The organism is Stenotrophomonas sp. TEPEL, from assembly GCF_004348785.1.
GTDB classification, from domain to species: domain Bacteria; phylum Pseudomonadota; class Gammaproteobacteria; order Xanthomonadales; family Xanthomonadaceae; genus Stenotrophomonas; species Stenotrophomonas indicatrix.
In genome coordinates this window covers 4,239,992-4,264,114 of the sequence record NZ_QQXJ01000001.1, presented here as the reverse complement: position 1 = coordinate 4,264,114, position 24,123 = coordinate 4,239,992, and the positions used below count along the sequence as shown (strand labels likewise).

Here is a 24,123-nt window from a genome sequence, read left to right as displayed (position 1 = left end):
CTTGCCGGCCNGCGGCNGGCACTACCCATGTCCGGGCATTCATGGGGTGAAACAGCAGTTGCCGACGTTGCCTATGTCTGGAAATTCACGGGCTGAAACAGCGACGTTGCAGCGGTAGTGGCCGGCAACTGCAGGATCATCGAGGTTGCCGGCCAGCGGCCGGCACTACCGGTATCCGCTCAGCGCCGATCGCGCGATGCGCGGCGGCCGAACCACCAGCCCAGCAGCAGCTGCACCGGCAGCGAAACCAGCAGGCCGATGACGAACCAGTGCGGGAAATCGCCGCCCATCATCCACAGGCCATAGCCCGCGCCGAGCACCAGCAGTGACCAGATCGAGGTGCCATGCGCGCGTGGCCAGCACGGCGCGTAATACGTGGCGAAGGCAATGGCGGCGATGCCACCCAGCACGGTGAATGCCAGGTCCCAGCCGAGCTGGGCCTCGCTTCCCGGCGTCATGCCCAGCAGCGATGGCAGCCAGCCCGCGGCACTGCTGACCAGGGCCAGCGCGAGCAGCGCGCCGATCAGTGCGAGCAGGGAGAGAAAGACGGTCTTGAGCGTGCCGGGCATGCGCGCATTGTACGGCCGCCGGGGTGCGCGGCGCTGCCGGCAGATCGGCATGGCCGCCGCGCCCGTGGGAGAGGGAAACGGACACGGCGGCCATGCACAGGGGGGTCAGGCAGCGAAGTCGATCACCACGCGGCCTTCGATGGTGCCGGCGTGCATGCGCGCGAACACCTCGTTGACGTTCTCCAGGCGGTCGGTGCTGACCGTGGCGGCAACCTTGCCTTCGGCGGCGAACTGCAGCGATTCCTGCAGGTCCAGGCGGGTGCCGACGATCGAACCGCGGACGGTGACGCCGTTGAGCACCATGCCGAAGATGTCCAGCGGGAAGTTGCCCGGTGGCAGGCCGTTGAGCGAGACCGTGCCGCCGCGACGGACCATGCCCAGCGCCTGTTCGAAGGCCTTGGGCGAAACCGCGGTGACCAGCGCACCGTGCGCGCCACCGATCTCCTTCTTCAGGAACGCGGCCGGATCGGTGGTGCGCGCGTTGACGGTGACCTGTGCGCCCAGGCGCCTGGCCAGGGCCAGCTTGGCGTCGTCCACATCCACCGCTGCCACGTTCAGGCCCATCGCGCGGGCGTACTGCACGGCCATGTGGCCGAGGCCGCCGATACCGGAAATGGCCACCCAGTCACCGGGCTTGGTGTCGGTGACCTTCAGGCCCTTGTACACGGTGACGCCGGCGCACAGCACCGGCGCGATCTCCACAAAGCCCACTTCCTTCGGAAGCAGGCCGACATAGTTGGCATCGGCCAATGCGTACTCGGCGAAGCCGCCGTTGACCGAGTAGCCGGTATTGCGCTGCGTTTCGCACAGCGTCTCCCAGCCGCCCAGGCAGTGTTCGCAATGGCCACACGCCGAGTACAACCAGGGGATGCCGACCCTGTCACCTTCCTTGATGTGCCCTACCCCGCCTCCCACGGCCACGACGTGCCCCACGCCCTCGTGGCCGGGGATGAACGGCGGGTTCGGTTTCACCGGCCAGTCGCCCTCGGCGGCGTGCAGGTCGGTGTGGCAGACGCCACAGGCCTCGATCTTGACCAGCACCTCGCCCGCCCCCGGGCGCGGTACCGCGACTTCCTCGATGACCAGCGGCTTGCCGAACTCACGGACGACGGCGGCCTTCATGGTTCTGTTCATGCGTGCTTCTCCGTAGTGCGCTTGCAGACAGGATGGCGCCGGCCCCATGCCCGCGCCTTGATCCCGATCAATCCTCAGAAGAAGCCGAGCTTCTTCGGTGCGTAGCTGACCAGCAGGTTCTTGGTCTGCTGGTAGTGGTCGAGCATCATCCGGTGGTTCTCGCGGCCGATGCCCGACTGCTTGTAGCCACCGAACGCGGCGTGCGCCGGGTAGGCGTGATAGCAGTTGGTCCATACCCGCCCGGCCTGGATCGCGCGGCCCACCCGGTACAGTCGCGCGGCGTCGCGGCTCCAGACGCCGGCACCCAGCCCGTACAGCGTGTCGTTGGCGATCTGCAGTGCTTCTTCTTCGGTCCTGAACGTGGTCACCGACACCACCGGCCCGAAGATCTCCTCCTGGAACACGCGCATGCCGTTGTGGCCCTTGAACACGGTCGGCTGCACATAGAAGCCGCCGGCCAGGTCGCCACCGAGCGCGGCTCTGTCACCGCCAATCAGCACCTCGGCGCCTTCCTCGCGGCCGATGGCGATGTAGGACAGGATCTTCTGCAGCTGTTCGCCCGATGCCTGCGCACCCACCATGGTGTTCGGGTCCAGCGGATTGCCCTGGCGGATCGCCGCCACGCGTTCGAGCACACGCTCCATGAAGCGTTCGTAGATCGATTCCTGCACCAGTGCGCGCGACGGGCAGGTGCAGACCTCGCCCTGGTTGAAGGCGAACATGACGAAGCCTTCCACCGCTTTGTCGAGGAAATCATCGTCTTCGGCCATCACGTCGGCGAAGAAGATGTTCGGCGATTTGCCGCCCAGTTCCAGCGTCACCGGAATCAGGTTCTGGCTGGCGTACTGCATGATCAGGCGGCCGGTGGAGGTTTCCCCGGTGAAGGCGATCTTGGCGATGCGCGGGCTGCTGGCCAGCGGCTTGCCCGCCTCCAGGCCGAAGCCGTTGACCACATTGAGCACGCCCGGCGGCAGCAGGTCGCCGATCACCTCCATCAGCACCAGGATCGACGCCGGGGTCTGCTCGGCCGGCTTGAGCACCACGCAGTTGCCGGCGGCCAGCGCCGGCGCCAGCTTCCAGGCCGCCATCAGCAGCGGGAAGTTCCACGGGATGATCTGCCCGACCACGCCCAGCGGTTCGTGGAAATGGTAGGCCACGGTGTCGTCGTCGATCTGCGACAGGCTGCCCTCCTGCGCACGCAGGCAACCGGCGAAGTAGCGGAAGTGGTCGGCCATCAACGGCACGTCGGCGTTGAGCGCCTCGCGGATCGGCTTGCCGTTGTCCCAGGTCTCGGCATGAGCCAGCAGTTCCAGGTTCTGTTCGATGCGATCGGCGATGCGGTTGAGCAGCAGCGCACGGTGGGCGGCCGATGTGCGGCCCCAGGCGTCCTTTGCAGCGTGGGCGGCATCGAGTGCGGCGTCGATGTCCTCGGCGTTGGAGCGGGCAACTTCAGTGAACACCTGGCCGTTCACCGGCGAGATGTTGTCGAAGTACTGGCCGCTGCGCGGGGCGATCCATTCGCCACCGATGTAGTTGCCATAGCGCGGCTTGAACAGGGAGCGCGGATCGGTGGCATGCGGGCGGGTGGACGGTACGGCGTTCATGGCGGCTCCTGTGGTGGGCATGGTGCATCCACAGGCGCAAAGACGATGCCAACTCTGGCCTGCTGCGCTGCATCACGCCTTCATCGCCCTGCTGTAGGTCATCCTGTCGCGCGCCCTGCGGCAGCGCAGCAGGCGCGGCCGTTGCAGGTCGACGCGGGGTGTGCTGTTAATCGGGACAGGTCCCGCAACAACTGTCGCAATGTGCGACACAGGAGGCTGTCGGTGTCCCCGCTTGCTCCCGATCCCCGCCTGGGAAGTGCCCGGCGCAGTTTCTTCGAGCGCGGCGCTGCTCCCGTCGGCGCGGTGCCCGAGGCGATCCTGCATTCCTGGCAACGCTGCCAACGGCACGGGCTGCTGGTGGATGCGCAGCCGGCCGCCGAACCACTGACCGACAACCGCCTGCGCGAACTGCGCCAGCGCCGCGAGCGCCTGTGGCGACAAGCGCGCCCGGAGCTGGATGGGCTGGCGGCGGAAATGACCCACAGCGGCAGCATCGTGCTGCTGACCGATGAAGACGGCTGGATCCTCGACGCCGAAGGCAGTGCCGGTTTCCTCGACAAGGCCGGTCGTGTCGCGCTGATGCCGGGCATGCGCTGGGACGAGGGCACGGTCGGCACCAACGCGATCGGCACCGCGCTGGTCGACGGGCGCGCGCTGCAGGTGCGTGGCGGCGAGCACTACTTCGCCCCGCACGGCATCCTCACCTGTTCGGCCGTGCCGATCCTGGATCCCTACGGGCAATGCCTGGGTGTGCTCGATGTGTCCGGCGACGCGCGGCTGCCACACGTGCACGCGCTGGCGCTGGTGCGGCAGGCGGTAGCGCAGATCGAGCACCGCGGTTTTGCCGACGGCCTGGCCGACTGCGAGCTGCTGCGCCTGCATCATCAACCCGCGCTGCTGGGCAGTGCGCGCGAAGGCGTGCTCGGCTTCCGCGGCGGTCGCCTGGTGGCGGCCAATCGTGCTGGCCTTGCCTTGTTCGGGCTGGATCGCCAGGACATCGGCCGCACGCCGTACGAAGCGCTGTTCGAACAGCCGCTGTCGCGGCTGGCAGATGACGGCGTGCTGCTTGATCGCCAGGGCCGTCGTCTGTACGGCGTGCGCGAGGCCCGTGCGTCGCGACGCAGTGTGGCTGCGCCTGGGCCGACCGCGCCGCTGCCGGCCCGTGCGCAGGGCCCATTGTTCGATTGCGGGCAGCAACAGCTGCTGGCCACCGCAGGACGGGTGCTGCAGGCCGGGTTGCCGGTGCTGTTGCAGGGCGAGACCGGCACCGGCAAGGAGGTCTTCGCGCGGGAACTGCACGCACGCAGCGCGCGTGCGGGAAAGCCCTTCGTCGCGGTGAACTGCGCCGCGCTGCCGGAAGGGCTGATCGAAGCAGAGCTGTTCGGCTACGAGGAGGGTGCCTTTACCGGCGCGCGCCGGCAGGGCAGCCCGGGCCTGCTGCGGCAGGCCGAGGGCGGTACCTTGTTCCTCGATGAGATCGGCGACATGCCGCTGGCGCTGCAACCGCGCCTGCTGCGCGTGCTGCAGGAACGCGAACTGTCACCGCTGGGCGGCGGCAAGCCGGTGAAACTGGATTTCGCGCTGGTCTGCGCCAGCCACTGCGAACTGCCGCAGGCGGTGGATGCCGGTCGCTTCCGTGCGGATCTGTATTACCGCATCGCCGACCACGTGGTGACCCTGGCGCCATTGCGACAGCACCCCGATCGCGCTGCCGTGGTGGATGCCCTGTGGCAGCAGCTGGGACAGGGCCATGCATTGTCGGCACAGACCCGCGCGGCGCTGGCCGCCCATGCCTGGCCCGGCAACCTGCGCCAACTGAGTGCCTGCCTGCGCACGCTGGCCGCACTGGCTGAGCCGGGTCAACCGGTGGGCCCGCAGCTGCTGCCCGCGGACGTGCGTGCTGGCACGCCGACCGCGCCAGCAGTGCCTGCCAGCGGGGCATTGGAGGAGATCGCCGAGGCGGCCATGCGCCAGGCGCTGGCCGAGTGCCAGGGCAACGTCAGCGCGGCCGCCAAGCGGCTGGGGATCAACCGCAGCACCCTGTACCGCCGGCTGGGTACGCCACGCGGCTGAGCGGATGCGCTGGTGCCGGGTCTGTGCCCGGCTCCAGCAGCATCGAGGGATCAGCCCGCCAGCACCGCAGCCTCGCGTGCCAGGCGCTCGACGCTATCCCAGTCGCGGGTCTGCATCAGCGCGGCGGTGGTCAGCCACGAACCTCCCACGCACAGCACGTTGGGCAGATGCAGGAACTGGCTGGCGGTCTGCGCACTGATGCCGCCGGTCGGGCAGAAGCGCACATCGCCGAACGGGCCGTGCCACGCCGACAGCATCGCGGCACCGCCGGCCTGCACCGCCGGGAAGAACTTGAAGGTGTCCAGGCCGTGTTCCAGGCCGACGATCAGCTCCGAACCGGTGGCCACGCCAGGCAGGTAGGGCAGATCGGCATCGCGCGCGGCGGCATACAGCCGTGGGGTCGCCCCGGGCGACACCGCAAAGCGGCCACCGGCCTGTTTCACCGCCTGCATCTGCGCGGCATCGAGCACGGTGCCGGCACCAATCACCGCATCCGGCACCGCCTCGACCATCGCCTTGATGGCTTCCAGCGCACGCGGCGTGCGCAGGGTCACCTCGATCACCGGCAGGCCGCCGCGGAACAGCGCCTGCGCGACCTGTACGGCATCGTCGATGTCATCGGGGGTGAACACCGGAATCACCGGTGCCAGCTTCAGTACCGCACGAACGCGTGGATCAGCGCCGGACATCGAATCGCTCCTCGCCCACCAGGGCCAACACATCTGCTTCGCTGACGGGGTTGAAATCGCCGGGAATGGAATGCTTCAGGCCCCCGGCAGCCAGGCCGAAGCGCACGGTGGCGTCGGCATCGAAGGCCGACAGGATGCCATGCAGGATGCCTGCCGCGAAGGCATCACCGCCGCCGATGCGGTCGACGATGCCCTGCAGCTGGCGTACCGGGGCCTGTGCGCGGGTGCCATCGCGGCCCAGCAGCAGCGCGCCCAGCGCATGGTGGTCCACGCTCAGCGTCTGCCGCTGGGTGCAGGCCATCCACTGCAGCTGCGGGAACGCTTCGAACGCGGCCGCGGCCGCCGCTTCCACGCGCGCGACCACGTCGGCCTGTTCGAAACGCTGGCCGAGGATGACTTCGATATCGCGGTAGTCGGCGAAGACGATGTCGGCCTGCGCGAACAGTTCGTGCAGGATCGCCCGCGCATCGCCCCCCCAGCGCTGCCACAGCTTCGGCCGGAAGTTGCCATCGAAGGACACGCGCACGCCCAGTGCACGCGCAGCGCGCGCTGCGGCCAGGGTGGCCTGCGCCACGTCCGGGCCAAGCGCCGGGCTGACCCCGGACAGGTGCAGCCACTGCGCGCCCTGCAGCAGTGCGGGCCAGTCGTAGTCGGCGGCGGTGCTGTTGGCGAATGCCGAATCGGCACGGTCGTAGACCACTTCGCTGGCCCGTTGCACCGCGCCGGTGGTCAGGAAGTACAGGCCCATGCGGCCTTCGGCATCTTCGCGCACGCCGCGCGTATCGACCCCATGCCGGCGCAGTTCGGCCAGCGCATGCGCGCCGAGCGCGTTGCCGGCCACGGTGCTGACCATGGCCACGTCATGTCCAAAGCGGGACAGCGAGACAGCCACGTTCGCCTCGGCGCCGCCGACATGCACCTGCAGCTGCGGCGACTGCAGCAGCAGTTCGCGACCGGGCGCACCCAGGCGCAGCAGCAGTTCCCCGAAACACACGATACGACCCATTTCTGCTCCTTCACGCGTGCCGCCCGCATGTGACACTGGGCGGCGTGGTAGTGGACCACGCGTGGGGCGTGGAATTGGCTAGCGGTGTCATTTCAACCCCGCCCGACCTTGCCCTTAGCCTACCAAACTGTTGGAAGCATTGTCCTGCAAGCGTCTTGGAGACATTTCAGATCTGTTGCGGTGCAAGATGCCGGATCGGGAACGTGCTGTTAACGTCCGGCCTGACCAGCGGTGTCATCCCGCTGAAACAGCCGCGATACCAGACCTTTGGGAGAGGGGAAAGGCATGCATTCTCGGAACCATGAAAAAAAGACACCGGTTACCTTGCTCGCGTTGGGCGTCGCACTGGCGCTGGCAGGCAATGCCGGCGCGCAGCAGCAGAGCGCCAACCCGAACGCTACCGACCTGGATACGGTCACCGTCACCGGCTACCGCGCCAGCGTGGAGAAGGCACTGGACATCAAGCGCGGCGAAGCCGGCGTGGTCGATGCCATCGTTGCCGAGGACATCGGCAAGTTCCCCGACCTGAACCTGGCCGAGTCGCTGCAGCGCATCCCGGGCGTGGTCATCACCCGCGAGGCCGGCGAAGGCCGCAACATCTCGGTGCGTGGCCTCGGCCCGGAATTCACCCGCGTGCGCATCAATGGCATGGAAGCGCTGACCACGGTCGGCGCCGGTGACCAGAGCGGCGGCACCAACCGCGGCCGTGGCTTCGACTTCAACGTGTTCGCCTCGGACCTGTTCTCGCAGCTGCTGGTGCGCAAGACCGCCTCGGCCGACGTCGAGGAAGGCTCGCTGGGCGCTACCGTCGATCTGCGCACCGCGCGCCCGTTCGACTACGACGGGTTCACCTTCGCCGCCAGTGGCCAGGCCAGCTACAACGCGATGGCCGAGAAGGCCGACCCGCGCATTGCCGCGCTGGTCTCCAACACCTTCGCCGACGGCACCTTCGGCGCGCTGCTGTCGGTGGCCTACTCCGAGCGCCAGGCGCTGGAAGAAGGCTCCAACACCGGTCGCTGGGCAAACGGCCCGAGCAACGGCAACTTCGCCGCATCCTCGCCGTTCGCGGCTGCGCGTGGCGCCAACGTGTTCCATCCGCGCTTCCCGCGCTACGTGCAGATGGAGCATGAGCAGAAACGTCTGGGCGTGACCGGTTCGCTGCAGTGGAAGCCGAACGACGCCACCGAGATCTCGCTGGATGCGCTGTACTCGAAGATCGACGCAACGCGCGACGAGCACTACATCGAGGCGATTTCCTTCAGCCGCGGCGCCAATGCGAGCGCACGCCTGTCGGGCAAGCCGACCACCATCGTCAAGAACGGCGAGATCCGCGACAACGCACTGCTCTACGGCGAATTCGACAACGTCGACATCCGCACCGAGAACCGCCACGACGAGTGGAGCACCGAGTTCAAGCAGATCGCGCTGAACGGCCAGCACCGCTTCGGTGATGACTTCACCCTGTCCGGCAAGATCGGCATCTCGCGCTCCAAGCACGAGAACCCGGTGCAGACCACCGTCATCATGGACAAGTACGACGTCAAGGGCTACAGCTACGACTACCGCGGCAACAGCCGTGCGCCGATCCTCAACTACGGCATCGACCCGACCAATCCCAACGGTTGGGAACTGGCCGAGATCCGCCTGCGTCCTCAGTACGTGGACAACGACTTCGACACCGGCCAGATCGACTTCAACTGGAACATCAGCCCGGGCTTCCGCCTGAAGGGCGGCGTGCTGGCCAAGGACTACACGTTCAAGACCGTCGAACTGCGCCGCGCCAGCGAACTGGCCGTGCCCAACTTCGCCAGCGGCAACAAGATCGTGCCGGTGAACCTGACCGAGCAGGCCGGGCTGAAGGGCATCAACGGCAGTCCGTCGAACTGGGTCGTGCCGGACCTGGATGCGATCGCCGAACAGCTCGACATCTACAGCAACAGCGGCACCTTCGCCGTCGCCCCGCGCGCCAACAACGTGCGCAGCGTCGAAGAGAAGGACCGTGGCGCCTACCTGATGGGCGAGTTCTCCACCGAGCTCGGTTCGCTGCCACTGTCGGGTAACTTCGGTGTGCGTTACGTGCGCACCAAGCAGTCGTCCACCGGGCAGTCGACGCTGGCCAACGGCACCGTCGAAACCACGGTCAGCCGTACCTACGATGACACCCTGCCCTCGTTCAACCTGGTGGCCGAAGTCACCCCGGACTTCCTGATCCGGCTGGGAGCGGCCAAGGTGATGAGCCGTCCGGGGCTGGGCAGCCTGACCCCGGGCGCGACGGTGGCCGTGGCTGGTGGTGCACGCACGATCTCCAGCGGCAACCCGGTGCTGGATCCGATCCGCGCAACCAATGTCGACCTCGGTTTCGAGTGGTACTTCGCCGAGGGCGCAATGGCCGGCATCGGCCTGTTCTACAAGGACATCGAGAGCTTCGTACAGACCACCCGCGAAGTGCGTCCGTACAGTGACAGCGGCCTGCCGGCTTCGCTGCTGGTCGGCACCGGCGCCTCGGCCACCGATGACTTCACCTACAGCAAGCCGGTCAACACCCCGGGCGGTGAACTGCACGGCGTGGAAGCCAACTACACCCAGCCCTTCACCTTCCTGCCGGGCAAGTGGGCCAACCTGGGCATGCAGTTGAACTACACCTGGGTGGAATCGAAGATCCAGTACATCAACGCGGCCGGGCAGCCGGTGATGAAGACCGACCTGACCGGCCTGTCGAAGTCCTCGTGGAACGCCACGCTGTTCTATGAAGGCGAGAAGTTCGCCGGGCGCATCTCGGCCACCAACCGCGATGACTACCTGACCCAGGCACCGGGCCAGGAAACCGGCTTCAATCTCGATGGCTACCATGGCATGACCGGCACCACGGTGTTCGATGCATCCATCCGCTACAAGATCAGCGACCAGCTGGAACTGAGCCTGGAAGGCATCAACCTGACCAACGAAGCGTCCGACGAGTGGGTGTACTCGCCGCTGACCGGTCGCCTGCCGCTGCAGTACACCGAGACCGGCCGCCAGTACCTGCTGGGGCTGCGCTACAAGTTCTGAGCAACGCCGACGGCGTGCCACCCGGCACGCCGTCGTTCGCCACGACCGCTGCTGCGCCGCAAGGTGCCGTCGCGGCGTGGCCTTGCTACGGTCCGGCGGCCCTCGCCGGCCGTCGCCCGTTGAAAGGAAACGCCTGATGCCGCACCGCTCGACCCTGTCCCGCTGCCTGTTGCTGGCGGTGGCCCTGGCTGCCGGCCCCGCGATGGCCGCCGCCGATGCGCCCACGCTGCTGTTCCATGTCGATGCCGGCAAAGGCCTTGAGGCCGTGGTGGCGCAGGGTGAGGCGGTGCCGAACTTCCGCGACAAGGTCGACATCGTCGACGACGGAGCGCGCGGCAAGGCCATCCAGTGGCAGGACGACGGCGTGCTGGCCTGGGATGCACCCGGCAACATCCTCGCCCAGCGTGGCACCCTCGCCTTCGACTGGCGCGCGCGCTACGCGGTGGGCGAAGCACCGTTCGTGATCTTCCGCGTCGGCTATGCCGACCACAGCAGCTGGGACATGGCCTGGCTGCGCATCGACTGGAATGGGCACGGGTTCGATGCGTTCGTCACCGATGCCAACCTCGCCCGCACGCGCGTGTCGTTCCGCATGGAGACCCCGCCACGTGCGGACCAGTGGCTGCACCTGGCCTTTGCCTGGGACGAAGACCAGGGCGTACGCCTGTTCGTCGATGGCCGCGAGGTGGCGCGTGTGCAGGCCAGCGGCGATTACGATGCCGCGCTGGACCAGCTCGGCCTGGCCGGACGGGTGATGGCGCCCTACCAAGTGCAGAGCCGCTACAACTTCCTGCGCGGCAGCGATTTCCAGCACATCCGCGTGTATGACCGCATGCTCGATGCTGCGGCCGTCAGTGCGCTCGCGCGCGGCAAGGCCCCCGAAAGCGCCGTTGCCAGCGCTGCCGATGACCGCGCCTGGCGCCATCGCTTCGGCTGGGAAGGCGCTCCGCCACCGCCATTGACCGCAGCCGGCACGCGCATCCGCAAGATCGAATTCGACGATGCCCGCGACCTCAAGGCGTGGATGTGGAAGGCCACCGACGGCATCGCCGAGACCACCTGGCCCGGTGTCTACAACCGCTCGCGCCTGCCCGGCCGCAACGACTACTTCCAGTTGCCGGACTGGAACACGTATGTGGAAAGCGGCCAGCATCTGGACCTGACCGTGCCGGCCGGCGAGACCGTCAACCGGGTGGAGATCCGCGGCGCGGCCTTCGGCACGCTGGCTCATGGCCGCGATGCCGCGCACGCCACCCAGGTGCTGGCCACGCGTCCGCAGGGTGTGGTGCGCAGCGTGGACGACATCCCGGCACAGACCGGTGGCGTGCTGCGCTTCAGCAACGTTGAACAGGAAACGCCGATCCAGGAGATCTGGGCGTATGGCGTGAGCGAAGGTGCCGAGCCCGACGGCACGGTCAAGCAGACCTATGTCATCGACAGCCAGGCACTGCCGGACTACACCAACCTGGACACACTGCGCCGCTACATCGAAGGCCGCTACCCGGCGGCCGAACGCAGCACGGTGATGGCGCTGCCCAAGGGGGCGGGCTCGCGCCGGCGTCCGGCCGATTCGTTGCCATTGAAGCCGAAGCCGATCGTCCACGTGCTGATTCCCTCCGGCGTGGGCGATGCGCCGGCCAACCAGCCGTTGATCCGCAGCTGGGCCTACAGCTGGGAGAACATGCACGACGGCCTGGATGGCGTGGCCATCGATATTCCCGCACTCGACCTGCCGGCCACGCACGATGGCCTGATCCCGCTGAACCTCCGCATCAAGGATCCGATCTGGCCGGCGCGCGACATGATCGATGTATCGGTCTCGGTGCAGCCGGGGCAGAAGCGCACGCTGTGGCTGGACCTGCGGGACCGCATCCTTACCGCCGACAGCCTGTGGCTGAGCATCGCCTCGGCTGCGCCCGGCTTCGACGCCAAGGCACTGGACGGTGCGCAGGTGCGGCTGGTGTTCAAGCCTCGCGCCGACGCGCTCAAGGAGCACGTGGCCGACCGCTTCAACCAGGTGCGCGACAACTGGGGTTTCCTGGTGGAGGAACACACCACCTCCAAGCGCCAGCGCCTGTACGCGCGCGTGTATGCGGACCTGAGCGATCTGCTGCGGGTCGATCCCGATCACGAGCTGGGCCGGCTGTACTGGAACTACATCAGCTACAACAGCCAGGGGCGACCGCCGTACACCGCGCCGGAGGTGCCCAAGGGCGTACCGGCGTGGGCCTTCCACCAGGTGCAGGACCTGGCGCAGGTGCGGCAGTTCGTCGACTGGTGGATCGATCAGCGGCAGGTGGCCTACGGTGATTTCGGTGGTGGCATCTCCGATGATTCCGACCTGACCCAGCAGTGGCCCGGCCTTGCCCTGATGGGCGTGCAGCCGGACCGCCTGAATGCCTCGCTGACCGCATTGTCCGATGCGGTGTACCGCAACGGTATGTTCAGCAATGGCCTGAGCACCATCGAGACCGACGAGCTGCATGCCTACGAGGAAGGCATCAACACCAACAGCGCGATGCTGTACCTCAACTGGGGCGATCCGCTGACCCTGGAACGGCTGATGGAAACGGTGAAGGCGTTCGACGAGCGCATCATCCTGCGCAACCCGCAGGGCCATGTGCTGTTCTCCAGCAACTGGTTCGGTGGCAACAAGGTCTACCGCGAACCCAACTGGCAGTGGCAGAAGCCGTACTCGTTCCCGGTGCTGCACCCGGCGTTCCTGCTGGGCCAGTACAACGCCGACCCGACCGGGCGCCGGCTGGTGATCGGCCTGGCCGATGGCTATCTGGCCCACGCCGGCACCGACGACAAGGGCCGCTTCACCCTGCCCAACGAGATCAACTGGGCGACGGGGGCGACCCGCGGCGGCGAACTCAACAACGGTTCCGGCAGCGGTGACACGATGCACACCTTCTGGGCGGCATGGCGCTGGACCGGTGATGCGAAGTACCTGCAGGCACTGGACTATCGCGTGCAGCGCGGCGGCCCCGGCGCGCTGGCCAACCTTGGCGAGAACTATGTAGAGGCACTTGGCCGGCAGCAGGACTGGTACCCGCTGCTGACCGCCGAGGCCGACGCCGGAAAGACCGGTTTCGCCAGCCTGATGGCATGGCAGGCCAGCGGCGACCGGACGTACATCGACGCGCTGCATGCTGAGGGCCTGCAGGCCAAGGCACAACGCGCGTACATGAACACCGAGGGCCATTGGTGGTCCGACCGGGTGGAAGCACCGAGCGAGTTCCTGCAGCGTGCGCGGCTGGGCGGCATCGCCCTGAAGCGCAACCAGAGCTGGCCCGGGCACACCGTGAGCTGGCGCTTCGATCGTGAGGGCGCCGCGGAACAGGTGGCACTGCTGGTGCATGCGCCCTCACGTGAGCGCTTCACGATCACCAGCCACAACCTCGGCGCGCGCGTGATCGCCGCCGACATGACCGGCTGGAACGTGGGCAGCGGGACCTGGCGCGTGCGCAGTGGCGTGGATGCCGATGGCGATGGCCGCATCGACGGTAGGCCGCGCGAGCGCACGGTGCAGCTGGAGACGAGTGCGTCGGTACCGATGCAGTTCCAGCCCGGTCGCACCGAGGTCTTCGAATTCGAGCGTGTGTCTGCGGGCACGCCGGTGGAAATGCGTCCGGACCTGGGCGTGGGCCGTGGCGATGTGCGGGTGGATGGGCGCCAGGTACACGTGACCGTGCACGGCCTTGGGCATGTGGCCAGCGGTGTGGGCGTGGCGATACTGGAAGATGCGCGGGGCCGCGAGATCGCACGCACCGAAGTGCCGGCGATGGCCGCACCGACCGATCTGCTGCCGAAGACGGCGGTGGTGTCGTTGCCGTTGCCGGCAGGGGATCGCCGTGACCTGCGCGTGCGTGTTGCGCTGGCCGACGGTGGAGAGGAAGTCACGCGGCTCAACAATGTGGTGGATGTGCCGCGGTGAATTCCGCGTTCCGCCGNGCNTGGCCCGGCGCTGCCGATGAATCGATTGGCCACACGCCCTGGTAGCGCCGGGCCACGCTCGGCGGAACGCAATCAGGACGCCTCGGTCTCCATCACCTTCACCCGGCGCTGGTACCAGCCGTCATCCAGCGGATCGAACACCGCGCTGCGCTCCATCACGCCTTGGTAGACGTGCACGGACACTGCCACGTCCTGGTCGCTGGCGTTGCGCAGCGTGTGGTACTCGTGCGGCGGAATCAGGCTGCCGGCGCTGCCACGGTGCCCGTACAGCGTGTCCTGCGCAGCGAAGCGGTGACGCTCGCCACGCTGTTCCAGCAGCGCGTAGGGGGTCACGATCAGCTCGCCCTCCCAGACGCCCTCCACGCACCACATCGCATCGTGGTCGTGCAGTGGCGTGCCCTGCCCCGGGCCCCAGCACATCGCGATCACGCTGTAGCCCAGCGTAGGGCTCCGGTACAGTTCACGGCGCGCGTAATGGCCATCCACGGGGCGACGTACGCAGGGCGGCAGCTCGATCAGCGGATCGACGATGGCGTCACGCAGCACCCGTTGCAGCGCACCGGTAATCGCCTGCGGATCGACCAGGCAGACGGCGGCATCAATCCCAGCAATCAAGCGCTCGCGGCCGGTGAATGGCGGTGGCGTGAACATCGCTTCCATGAACCGACTCTAGCCGAGGCGGGTTAACAGAATGTTTGCATCGCGGTGTCATCACTGCGTACCGCGCTGCAAGAACGGCACTTTTGCATAGAGCGCACGCTCGCCGGCGCGCGGATCGTCAACCACACGGCTGTGCCGATCGAACACCATCGTCTGCCGTTGTGGCACGCCATAGGGAGCCCATTGCGACATTCCCGCGTGATTGGGATCACCGGTACGCGCAAAGGCGATCAGCGCATCGCTCATCGTCGCTGCGAGTGCCCGGGCTTCTTCACCACCGCCGGTACGCGCGCCCGGCAGGCCGGCGTTGTCGAACACCAGCGGAATATCCAGCGTGTGGAAGGCACGCAGGCGTCCGTCTTCCACCGGAGATGGCCAATCGAGCTGGTAGGCCCAGGTGGGTGCGGCCCCGGTTGTCTGCCGAGCCCGTGCTTCCAGTTCCTCCACCGCACCGCGCCACGAGCGGCCGGCGGTGGTGGCCGCGAAGAACACCTCTGAGGGCGTGTAGTGCGGATACAGGCGTCGATACTCTGCGATCACCACCGAGGGCAGCAGATCGACGAACTGCTGCTTCTCCAGCTGCGCCGGCAGATCCTCCCAGGTCAGTGTGAAGTTGGCCGGGTCGTTGCCAAGGAACGCGCGCGTCTCATCACGGGTGTTGCCGATCACCATCGGAATCGACGCGGACTGCGCCGGTGCCTGTGGCCAGAACGGGTGCACCGGCAGCACCACCTCGTCCAGTACCGGGCCGAAGTACAGCGCGCTGCTTTCCACCCGCGAGGGATCGCGTGCGCGGGTGGCGGCCAGCAGCTCGGTCGCCGGCAGGCGCAGCAACGCCTGCAGGTCGCGCGCGGCCACGGCTTCCATCGCAATCGAAGCCCGTTGCGCCGCCGCACGCGGGCCGGCGGCGGTCACCTGCTGCCCGCTCATCGTCCACGCGCGCTGGAACAGGCCTTTCGCTGCGGGCATCGCCATCAGCGTGGCGATCTTGGCGCCGCCGCCGGATTGCCCGAACACGGTGATGTTGCCGGCGTCGCCGCCGAACACCGCTGCATGCTCGCGCACCCACTGCAGCGCCTGCACCAGGTCGAGCTGGCCGACGTTGCCGGAGGCTGCATAGCGCGGATCGCCGAGCGCGCCCAGGTACAGGTAGCCGAAGGTGTTCAGGCGATGATTGACGGTGACCACCACCACGTCGCCGCGTCGGCACAGCGCGCTGCCGTCGTACAGCGGATCGCTGCCGGAGCCGTTGTTGAAACCACCGCCATGGATGTATACCAGGATCGGCCGCTTGCCGCCGTCGCCCAGTGCCGGCGTCCAGACGTTGAGGAACAGGCAATCTTCGCTGCCCGGCCCGTCCGCTCCGCTCTGTGGCGCAGATGCGGCGTATTCCAGGGCGTCGGCGATACCCCGCCAGCCCGTCTCGCGCCGTGGCGGCTGGAAACGGTAGGCGGAGGTGTCAGCGCCATAACGCAGACCACGGAACACGTGCACACCGTGCTCGCGCTGGCCACGCACGCGGCCGCCACGCAGGCGTGCCATCACCTGTGTGTCATCACGTGGCCCAGGCACCGCGGCGGCAGGAAGCGCTGCGAGGGTGGCCGTGGCCAGCGCCCAGCGTGCACTGTCGCGCAGGAAACGGCGGCGCTGCAGGTTGGTCTCCGCTTCGCTCATCGTGCCGCCTCCGTCGCCTGCAGCCAACGTTGTGCCAGCAGCGGCCACACCGCCAGTGTTGAATCAGGCGGCATGCGCATGCCGAAGCCATGGCCGCCATGGGCGAACAGGTGCAGCTCGTGTTCGACACCCGCCTTGGCCAGTGCCTGCGCCATCACCTCGCTGTTGTGCACGTTGACCACCCGATCGTCGTTGGCATGGATCAGCAGCGTCGGCGGCATGTCTGCGCGGACGTGCTGCTGCATCGAATACTGCACAGCCAGCGTCGCATCGGGCTGCTCGCCCAGCAGGCGTCCGCGCGAGCCGCTGTGTGCATGCGCGCCCATGTCGATCACCGGATATACCAGCACCGCGCGTGCGGGACGCGCGCTGAGGCGATCGATGGCATCGCGTGGCGGGTAGACCGGCGCATCGAAGCCGGTGGCCAGCCGTGCGGCCACATGACCGCCGGCGGAGAAGCCCATCACCGACACGTTGTCGGCATCCAGCCTGCGCCGTGTGGCCTGGTCGCGCACCACGCGCAGTGCGCGCTGCGCGTCGGCCAGTGCCGCCTGGCGGTCGCGGCCGGCCTGCGGCAGGCGGTAGCGCAGCACGAACAGGGTGTAGCCGGCACGGTCCACCCACTCCGGCACCAGCGCGCTGTCCTCCTTGTCGATCACCACGCGCTGGTAGCCGCCACCGGGAATCACCAGCAGCGCGCGGCCGTTGGCACGGGCGGGCGTGTGCACCAGCAGGTAGGGTGCATCGACCTGGTCGATGAAGCGATCGGGGTGGGCTGGATCATCGCTGCGCTCGACCACGCGCGCCGGCCGCGCCGTGCCCGTTTCACCGGGGACCTGCCCCGCCGGCCACAGCGGCAGCTGCTCGCCAGCAAGCTCCCGGCCCAGGTCTTCGCCTGCGCGCAACGGCACATCGGCCGCGGATGCGGGGAGGGTCAGCAGCAGGCCTGACAGCAACAACAGCACACGGGAAAAACGCATGGTGGAAAGGGCTCCAACGGGGAGACAACAGAGTGGCCGAGCTCACCGGCAAGCGCTCGTGATGCGCTGCGGCTTGCACGATGACACCGGTTTACCATATACACCTCCTGCAGACGCTGTCGATGGGCAGTGCAACAACGCCAGAGGGAGACCGTTCTTGAGCAACGAACACGGCATACATGGGCAGACGCCGGCGCCGGACGATGCGGCCGCGATCGCCCACGCTTTCACCACCGCGCGCCGCGGCGGCCAGTCCCTGCCCGGCTTCCCGGGCCTTGTCCCGCCTGACCTGGTGGCTGCCTACCAGGTGCAGGATCTGGCCATTGCCAGCTGGGATGACCGGGTGGTGGGCTGGAAGGTCGGCTACATCGCCGCCGAGCGCCGCGATGCGTCCGGGGACGACCGCCTGCTGGGCCCGGTTTTCTCGCGTCAGTTGAAAAATGCTACCGGTGGAACAGTAGACATTCCGGTGTTCGTCGGCGGCTTCGGCGCGGTCGAGGCGGAGTACGTGCTGGAGCTGTTGGAGGACGCTCCGGCAGCACAGCTGCACTGGACCCCCGAGCAGGCTGAAGCGCTGCCGGCGCGCCTGTACATCGGCGTGGAAGTGGCCAGCAGCCCGCTGGCAACGATCAACGAACTCGGCCCGCGCGTGGTGGTGTCCGACTTCGGCAACAACAACGGCCTGGTGCTGGGGCCGGAGATCGCCGATTGGACCGCCCGCGACGAAACCGACCTGCGCGCCGAAACCCTGATCGAGGGCGAGGTGGTCGGCACGGGTGGTGCCACCCGGCTGCCCGGCGGCCTGCGCGCGGCATATGCGTTCGCGTTGTCCCGTTCGGCGCTGCGCGGCCGGCCGTTGCGACGGGGCGACCTGATCGCCACCGGCAACGCCACCGGCATCCATGACATCACCGTGGGGCAGACGGCGCTGGTGCGGTTTGCCGGCTTCGGCGAAATTGCCTGCAGGGCCGTGCCGGCCGGGTAACCGCCGCACGATCCGGTGAACACGCGCGGGAGGGCGCAGATGATCACACGACGACATTTCCTGGCCGGCGGCGCTGCTGCGCTGGCCACCCCGATGCTCGCGGCCTGTGGCCGCGGGCCTGCCGATGCCATCGACGGCGGCCAGCTGCTGACGGCCACCGACGTGCACGTGGCCGACTACCCCACCGTGACCGCGGTGAAGTGGATCGGCGAAACCCTGCAGCGCGAAAGCAACGGTCGCCTGCGCCTGCGGCAATACCATTCCGGCCAGCTCGGTCGCGAATCGGAAGCGATCGACATGGCCCGTTTCGGTGCCATCGACATCACCCGCGTGTATGCCGGTGCACTGAACAACGCCTTCCCGCTCACCCAGGCGCTGTGCCTGCCGTACGTGTTCGAGTCGGTGGCGCACCAGCGCGCCGCACTGGATGGCGGCATTGCCGATGCGGTGCTGCGTGGTTTCGAGAGCCGCGACCTGGTCGGCCTGGCCATCTATGATTCCGGCGCGCGCTGCTTCTACAACACCAAGCATCCGATCGTGCAGCCCGGTGATCTGCACGGGCTGAAACTGCGCGTGGCGTCCTCGGACATCTTCATCCAGCTGATGCGCCTGCTCGGCGCCAACCCGACGCCGATGTCGCTGGGCGATACGTTCTCCGGCATGGAGACGCACATGATCGATGGCGCCGAGAACAACATGCGCAGCTTCCACTCCAGCCGCCACTTCGAGGCCGCGCACTACTGGTCGCAGAGCGATCACTCATATGCGCCTGACGTGCTGTTGATGTCGCGCGCCAGTTTCGAGCGCCTGCAGCCGGCCGACCGCCAGCTGCTGCTGGAGACCGCGCGCGCCTCGGTGAAGGTGATGCGCGAGCAATGGGATGCGTCCGAAGATGCCGCGCGCCGCGCGGTGCTGGCCTCGGGCGTGAAAGCCAACGAGGTGGACCTGCCCGCCTTCCGCGCCGCCGCCCAGCCGCTGCTGCAGCAGTACCTGCAGCAACCCGAACTGGCTGCGCTGGTCGCCCGCATCCGTGCCGCCTGAGGACACTGCCATGACCGAGACGACGATTTCCACCGGACCCGGCCCCGGCCAACGCCTGCTGGACCGCATCGCCGACATCGCCATCCATGTCGCCGTGGCCGCGCTGCTGGGGCTGGTGGTGGTGCAGGGCTGGCAGGTGTTCGCCCGCTACGTGATCAACGATTCGCCCAGCTGGACCGAGCCGGTGACCCTGCTGCTGCTGGCCACCGCCATGAGCCTGGGCGCGGCCTGCGGCGTGCACACCAATCGCCACTTCGGCTTCTTCCTGCTGCACGCCTACATGGGGGCCGGCCTGCGCCGGGTGGTGGATGTGTTCACCCAGCTGGTGGTGGCCGTGCTGGGCGGCTTCATCGCGTTCTGGTCGGCCGACCTGCTGCTCGATGGAATGGACATCAAGACCGCAGGCGCCAACCTGCCGCAGAGCATCAACTACCTGCCGCTGGCCGTGGGCGGTGCGCTGATGCTGTTGTTCGCGCTGAACCGTGCGTGGAAAGCGCTGCATGCCGCGGCAGCCGACGCCGACGACGCTGAAGGAGATCGTTGATCCATGGGCATCACCATCCTGTTCTCTGTTTTTGCCGCGCTGCTGCTGTTGGGCGTGCCGGTGGCCTACGCGCTGGCCGCCGCCGCGCTGGCCACCCTGCTCTACCTGGACATTCCCAGCATCGTGCTGGTCCAGCAGATCTCCGCAGGTACCGGTTCGGCCTCGTTGATTGCCATTCCACTGTTCATCTTCGCTGGCGAGATCATGATGCGCGGCGGCATCTCCGAACGCCTGATCGCCCTGGCGTCATCGCTGGTCGGGCGCATGCGCGGCGGCCTGGGCCAGGTCTCGATCCTGTCCTCGCTGTTCTTCGGCGGTGTATCCGGCTCGGCCATCGCCGATGTGTCGGCGGTGGGCGGCACGATGATTCCGCAGATGGTCAAGCGCGGCTACGACCGCGATTTCGCGGTCAACGTCAGCATCACCGCTGCGTTGGTGGCGCTGCTGGTGCCGCCGTCGCACAACCTGATCCTGTTCTCGGCCGCCGCCGGTGGTGGCCTGTCGATCGCCGACCTGTTCGCCGCCGGCATCGTGCCGGCGCTGCTGATGACCCTGGCGTTGATGATCACCGGCTACGTGGTCGCGCGTCGCCGTGGTTATGGCGTGGAAGTGTTCCCGGGCTGGCGTGCGGTGCTGCTGCGCATCGTCTCCGCCCTGCCCGGCCTGGGCCTGGTGGCGCTGATCTTCGTGGGTATCCGCGCCGGTATCTTCACTGCGGTGGAAAGCGCGGCCATCGCCGTGGTCTACGCCCTGCTGGTCACCACCGTGCTGTACCGGCAGCTGCGCTGGCGCGAGTTCTTCGACACCGTCATCCATGCCGCGCGCAGCACCGGCGTGATCCTGTTCGTGATCGCCACCGCGGCGGTGTTCGGCTGGCTGCTGGCCTACCTGCAGGTGCCTGCGGCGGCGGTGGACTTCCTGCAGTCGTTCGCGCACAGCCAGTTCATGGTGCTGCTGATGATCGTGGTGATGCTGCTGCTGCTGGGCACCTTCATGGACCTGGCACCGATGATCCTGATCTGCACGCCGATCTTCCTGCCGGTGGCCAAGGCCTATGGCATCGATCCGATCCACTTCGGCCTGGTGCTGGTGCTGACCGGTGGCCTCGGCCTGGTCACACCGCCGGTGGGCTCGGTGCTGTTCATCGGTACCGCCATCGGCAAGATCAGCGTCGGCCAGAGCATGCGCACGATCTGGCCGTTCTGGTTCGCTGCGCTGGGCGTGCTGCTGATCGTCACCTTCTTCCCGTCGCTGTCGCTGTGGCTGCCCGCCGCGCTGCGCGCCTGATGAGCCGAGGCAATCACATGACACCGACGCTGCACCGCACTGCTGCATCCGCCCTGCTCGGCCTGCTGCTGGCGGCGTTGCCTGCCCTGGCTGCCGACCCCACGCCCGCGCAGTGGAAGCGCGGCATCGAGCACCAGCGCCAGGGCGACCTTGGCAACGGTACCTTCCTCAACCCGGTGCTGGCCGGTGACAGGCCCGATCCGTCGGTGCTGAAGGACGGCGAGGATTACTACCTCACCCTGTCTTCGTTCGACGCCTACCCGGGCCTGCCGATCTGGCACTCGCGCGACCTGGTCAACTGGCAGCCGCTCGGCCATGCGATCACGCAGAATGTAGGTGCGATCTGGGCGCCGGACATCGTCAAGCACCAGGGCCGCTACTTCATCTACTTCCCGGCGCGCACCGGTGAGCGCCGCAGCAACTTCGTTGTCTGGGCCGATGACATCAAGGGCCCGTGGAGTGCGCCGATCGACATCGGCCTGGGCGGCTACATCGACCCCGGCCACGCGGTTGGCGAGGACGGCAAGCGCTACCTGTTCCTCAGCGGCGGCGACTACGTGCAGCTGGCCGATGACGGCCTGAGCGTGGTGGGTACGCCCAAGCATGTGTACGACGGCTGGCGCTACCCGGAAAGCTGGGACGTGGAGGCCTACGCGCAGGAAGGCCCGAAGATCCACTTCCGCGATGGCTGGTACTACATGACCACTGCGGTGGGCGGCACCGCCGGCCCGCCGACCGGGCACATGGTGATCACCGCGCGCTCGCGCTCGATCCACGGCCCGTGGGTGAACGCGCCGAACAACCCGATCATGCGCACCCGGTCGGCCGCTGAACCATGGTGGTCGCGTGGCCACGCCACGGTGATCGAAGGCACCGACGGCCGCTGGTGGATGATGTACCACGGCTACGAGAACGGCTTCTGGACGCTGGGCCGGCAGGCGCTGCTGGAACCCATCGAATGGACCGCCGATGGCTGGTTCGTGGCCAAGGGCGGCGATCTCGGGCGGCCGCTGCGCAAGCCATCGGGCAGCGCGCTGGCACCGCACGGCATGGCCCTGTCGGATGCTTTCAGCGGCCGTACGCTGGGCCCGCAGTGGGCGTTCTTCAACCCGGCGCTGGATGAATACCGGCGCCTGCGCTTCAGCGGTGATGGCCTGGTACTGCAGGGCAAGGGCAGCACGCCGCGCGACGCCTCGCCGCTGACGACCATTGCCGGGGATCCGGCCTACCAGTTCGAGGTGCAGATGGAAATCGCCCCCGGCGCGGTGGGCGGTGCCCTGCTGTTCTACAGCGACCGCCTGTATGTGGGCGTGGGCAGCAACGGCGAGCAGTTCGTCATGCACCGCTACGGCGAGGAGCGCCCCACCCGGCTGGCGGCCAGCGCCAAGGGCGGCCGGCTCTGGCTGCGGGTGACCAACAACCGCCACATCGTCACCATCCATTCCAGTACCGATGGCCAGACCTGGCAGAAGTATCCGGTTCAGATGGAAGTGTCCGGTTACCATCACAATGTGGCCGGCAAGTTCCTGGCACTGAAACCGGCCCTGTATGCGGCCGGCAACGGTGCGGTAACCTTCCGCAGCTTCCGCTATCGCGCGCTGGACTGAGCGCGCGCTGGAATCCCCAGGCTTATCGGGTTCACTACATGTCAGTGCGCAACAAGAACGATGCCGCTACGCCGGCATTGGCAAAGGGCAAGGCAGCCACGATCAACGACATCGCGCGACTGTCGGGTGTATCCAAGAAAACGGTTTCAAGGATCATCAACAACTCGCCGCTGGTGCGCAAGGACACGCGCGACAAGGTGGAAGCGTTGATGCGCGAAGTCGGCTACAGCCCCGACCCGCTGGCCCGTGGCCTGGCCTTCCGCCGCTCGTTCCTGATCGGCATGGTCTACGACAACCCCACCGCGCAGTACATCGTGGACATGCAGTACGGCGCGCTGGATGCGCTGCGTGGCTCCAGCTTCGAACTGGTAGTGCACCCCTGCGACAGCCGCAGCCCGGGCTACATCGATGGCGTGCGCCGCTTCGCCCAGCAGCAGAAGCTGCATGGGGTGATCCTGGTGCCGCGTGCGTCCGAAGACCAGGCGCTGGCGGACATGCTGGACGAGATCGGCTGCCGCTTCACCCGGGTGGCTGCGCTGCCGCTGGATGAGACCTCGCAGATGGTGGTCACCCACGACCGCGACGGTGCCGCCGAAGCGGCCGATTACCTGCTTTCGCTGGGCCACCGTGACATCGCCCTGGTGACCGGCCCCAGTGCATACCGCTCGGCGCACGAACGCACTGCCGGCTTCATCGAGGCGCTGTCGCAGCGTGGCATCGAGCTGCCGAAGGATCGCATCATCGAGGCCGGCTACACCTTCGAATCGGGTGTGGCCGCCGCCGAGAAGCTGCTGCTGGGCAAGCGCCGGCCCACCGCCATCTTCACCGGCAACGATGAAATGGCCGCCGGTATCTACAAGGTCGCGCTGCGTGCGGGCATCAACATTCCGCGCCAGCTGTCGATCGTCGGCTACGACGACAGCCCGCTGGCCTCGCGCCTGTGGCCTTCGCTGACCTCGGTGCGGCGGCATACCCGCGACACCGGCCGCACCGCTGCGGCCATGCTGATCCAGCCCGAAGGCCAGCCTGCGCTGCAGATCGCCAGCGTGCGCCCGCACCTGATCGTGCGCGATTCCTGCCAACCGCCCGAGGACTGATTCCGCAGGAATCAGTCCTGTAGGTCACGACCGTTGGTCGTGACACCTTTCACGTTCCCCCACCCTGCCGATGCCGTCCGCCCCGCATCGTGCAGCGCAAAATGACACCGGTTTCCTGTCTGGCTAGAATCGACCGTGAACCGTGCCGGGGCCGAACCATCGGCC

Annotated in this window: 17 protein-coding genes; 9 read left to right on the top strand and 8 right to left on the bottom strand. The window is 67.7% G+C overall.

The genetic code is table 11. The features are described from left to right. Nucleotides 1-179: 179 nt before the first annotated feature. The 3 genes from TEP_RS19470 to adh all read right to left on the bottom strand — a co-directional run bounded on the left by TEP_RS19470 (nt 180) and on the right by adh (nt 3,307). Nucleotides 180-569, bottom strand: coding sequence for a hypothetical protein (locus TEP_RS19470; RefSeq protein ID WP_132826382.1), 390 nt, complete (start codon nt 567-569; stop codon nt 180-182). A 105-nt stretch (nt 570-674) separates the two neighbouring features. After that, entirely contained in the window at nt 675-1,703 is a 1,029-nt protein-coding gene (gene adhP / locus TEP_RS19465; protein WP_132826381.1) for an alcohol dehydrogenase AdhP, read from the bottom strand. Between the two features lie 74 nt (nt 1,704-1,777). Continuing rightward, on the bottom strand, nt 1,778-3,307 hold the full coding sequence (adh, locus tag TEP_RS19460; RefSeq protein WP_132826380.1) for an aldehyde dehydrogenase: 1,530 nt from the start codon (nt 3,305-3,307) through the stop codon (nt 1,778-1,780). Between the two features lie 222 nt (nt 3,308-3,529). Between adh and TEP_RS19455 the strand changes: the two genes are divergently transcribed. Further along, on the top strand, nt 3,530-5,380 hold the full coding sequence (locus TEP_RS19455; RefSeq protein WP_240790728.1) for a sigma-54-dependent Fis family transcriptional regulator: 1,851 nt from the start codon (nt 3,530-3,532) through the stop codon (nt 5,378-5,380). A 50-nt stretch (nt 5,381-5,430) separates the two neighbouring features. Here the strand turns inward: TEP_RS19455 and eda are convergent, their stop codons facing one another. Beyond that, the gene (eda, locus tag TEP_RS19450) at nt 5,431-6,069 is read right to left on the bottom strand and encodes a bifunctional 4-hydroxy-2-oxoglutarate aldolase/2-dehydro-3-deoxy-phosphogluconate aldolase (RefSeq protein WP_099844519.1); all 639 of its coding nucleotides are present in this window, start codon (nt 6,067-6,069) and stop codon (nt 5,431-5,433) included. Beyond that, the gene (locus tag TEP_RS19445) at nt 6,056-7,075 is read right to left on the bottom strand and encodes a sugar kinase (protein ID WP_132826378.1); all 1,020 of its coding nucleotides are present in this window, start codon (nt 7,073-7,075) and stop codon (nt 6,056-6,058) included. Before TEP_RS19445 ends, eda begins: the two co-directional genes overlap by 14 nt. 285 nt (nt 7,076-7,360) lie before the next feature. Between TEP_RS19445 and TEP_RS19440 the strand changes: the two genes are divergently transcribed. Both TEP_RS19440 and TEP_RS19435 read left to right on the top strand, forming a co-directional pair. After that, a complete protein-coding gene (locus TEP_RS19440; protein ID WP_132826377.1) occupies nt 7,361-10,123 on the top strand; it encodes a TonB-dependent receptor in 2,763 nt (920 codons plus the stop codon). 136 nt (nt 10,124-10,259) lie between these two features. Next, complete coding sequence (locus TEP_RS19435) at nt 10,260-14,063, top strand: LamG-like jellyroll fold domain-containing protein (protein ID WP_132826376.1); 3,804 nt, start codon at nt 10,260-10,262, stop codon at nt 14,061-14,063. Between the two features lie 92 nt (nt 14,064-14,155). On the opposite strand, the gene TEP_RS19430 is transcribed toward TEP_RS19435, so the two are convergent. The 3 genes from TEP_RS19430 to TEP_RS19420 are packed head-to-tail and all read right to left on the bottom strand — an operon-like array spanning nt 14,156 to nt 17,397. Continuing rightward, nucleotides 14,156-14,743, bottom strand: coding sequence for a cysteine dioxygenase family protein (locus TEP_RS19430; RefSeq protein WP_132826375.1), 588 nt, complete (start codon nt 14,741-14,743; stop codon nt 14,156-14,158). Nucleotides 14,744-14,794: 51 nt separating this feature from the next. Continuing rightward, complete coding sequence (locus tag TEP_RS19425) at nt 14,795-16,417, bottom strand: carboxylesterase family protein (RefSeq protein ID WP_132826374.1); 1,623 nt, start codon at nt 16,415-16,417, stop codon at nt 14,795-14,797. Further along, on the bottom strand, nt 16,414-17,397 hold the full coding sequence (locus tag TEP_RS19420; protein WP_132826373.1) for an alpha/beta hydrolase: 984 nt from the start codon (nt 17,395-17,397) through the stop codon (nt 16,414-16,416). Before TEP_RS19420 ends, TEP_RS19425 begins: the two co-directional genes overlap by 4 nt. A gap of 175 nt (nt 17,398-17,572) precedes the next feature. On the opposite strand from TEP_RS19420, the gene TEP_RS19415 reads away from it, so the two are divergent. Genes TEP_RS19415 through TEP_RS19390 form a run of 6 tightly spaced genes read left to right on the top strand, consistent with a single transcriptional unit; the run spans nt 17,573 to nt 23,958 of the window. Beyond that, complete coding sequence (locus TEP_RS19415; RefSeq protein WP_165933953.1) at nt 17,573-18,382, top strand: 2-keto-4-pentenoate hydratase; 810 nt, start codon at nt 17,573-17,575, stop codon at nt 18,380-18,382. 39 nt (nt 18,383-18,421) lie between these two features. Continuing rightward, entirely contained in the window at nt 18,422-19,423 is a 1,002-nt protein-coding gene (locus TEP_RS19410) for a TRAP transporter substrate-binding protein (protein ID WP_132826371.1), read from the top strand. Between the two features lie 10 nt (nt 19,424-19,433). Then, nucleotides 19,434-19,967, top strand: a complete 534-nt coding sequence (locus tag TEP_RS19405; protein WP_032978576.1) for a TRAP transporter small permease — start codon at nt 19,434-19,436, stop codon at nt 19,965-19,967. Between the two features lie 3 nt (nt 19,968-19,970). After that, nucleotides 19,971-21,254 (top strand): TRAP transporter large permease, encoded by a 1,284-nt coding sequence (locus TEP_RS19400; protein WP_025875489.1) that lies wholly within the window; start codon nt 19,971-19,973, stop codon nt 21,252-21,254. A gap of 17 nt (nt 21,255-21,271) precedes the next feature. Beyond that, nucleotides 21,272-22,861, top strand: coding sequence for a family 43 glycosylhydrolase (locus TEP_RS19395; RefSeq protein WP_132826370.1), 1,590 nt, complete (start codon nt 21,272-21,274; stop codon nt 22,859-22,861). Between the two features lie 38 nt (nt 22,862-22,899). Next, nucleotides 22,900-23,958, top strand: a complete 1,059-nt coding sequence (locus tag TEP_RS19390) for a LacI family DNA-binding transcriptional regulator (RefSeq protein ID WP_093820319.1) — start codon at nt 22,900-22,902, stop codon at nt 23,956-23,958. The last annotated feature ends 165 nt before the right edge of the window (nt 23,959-24,123 follow it).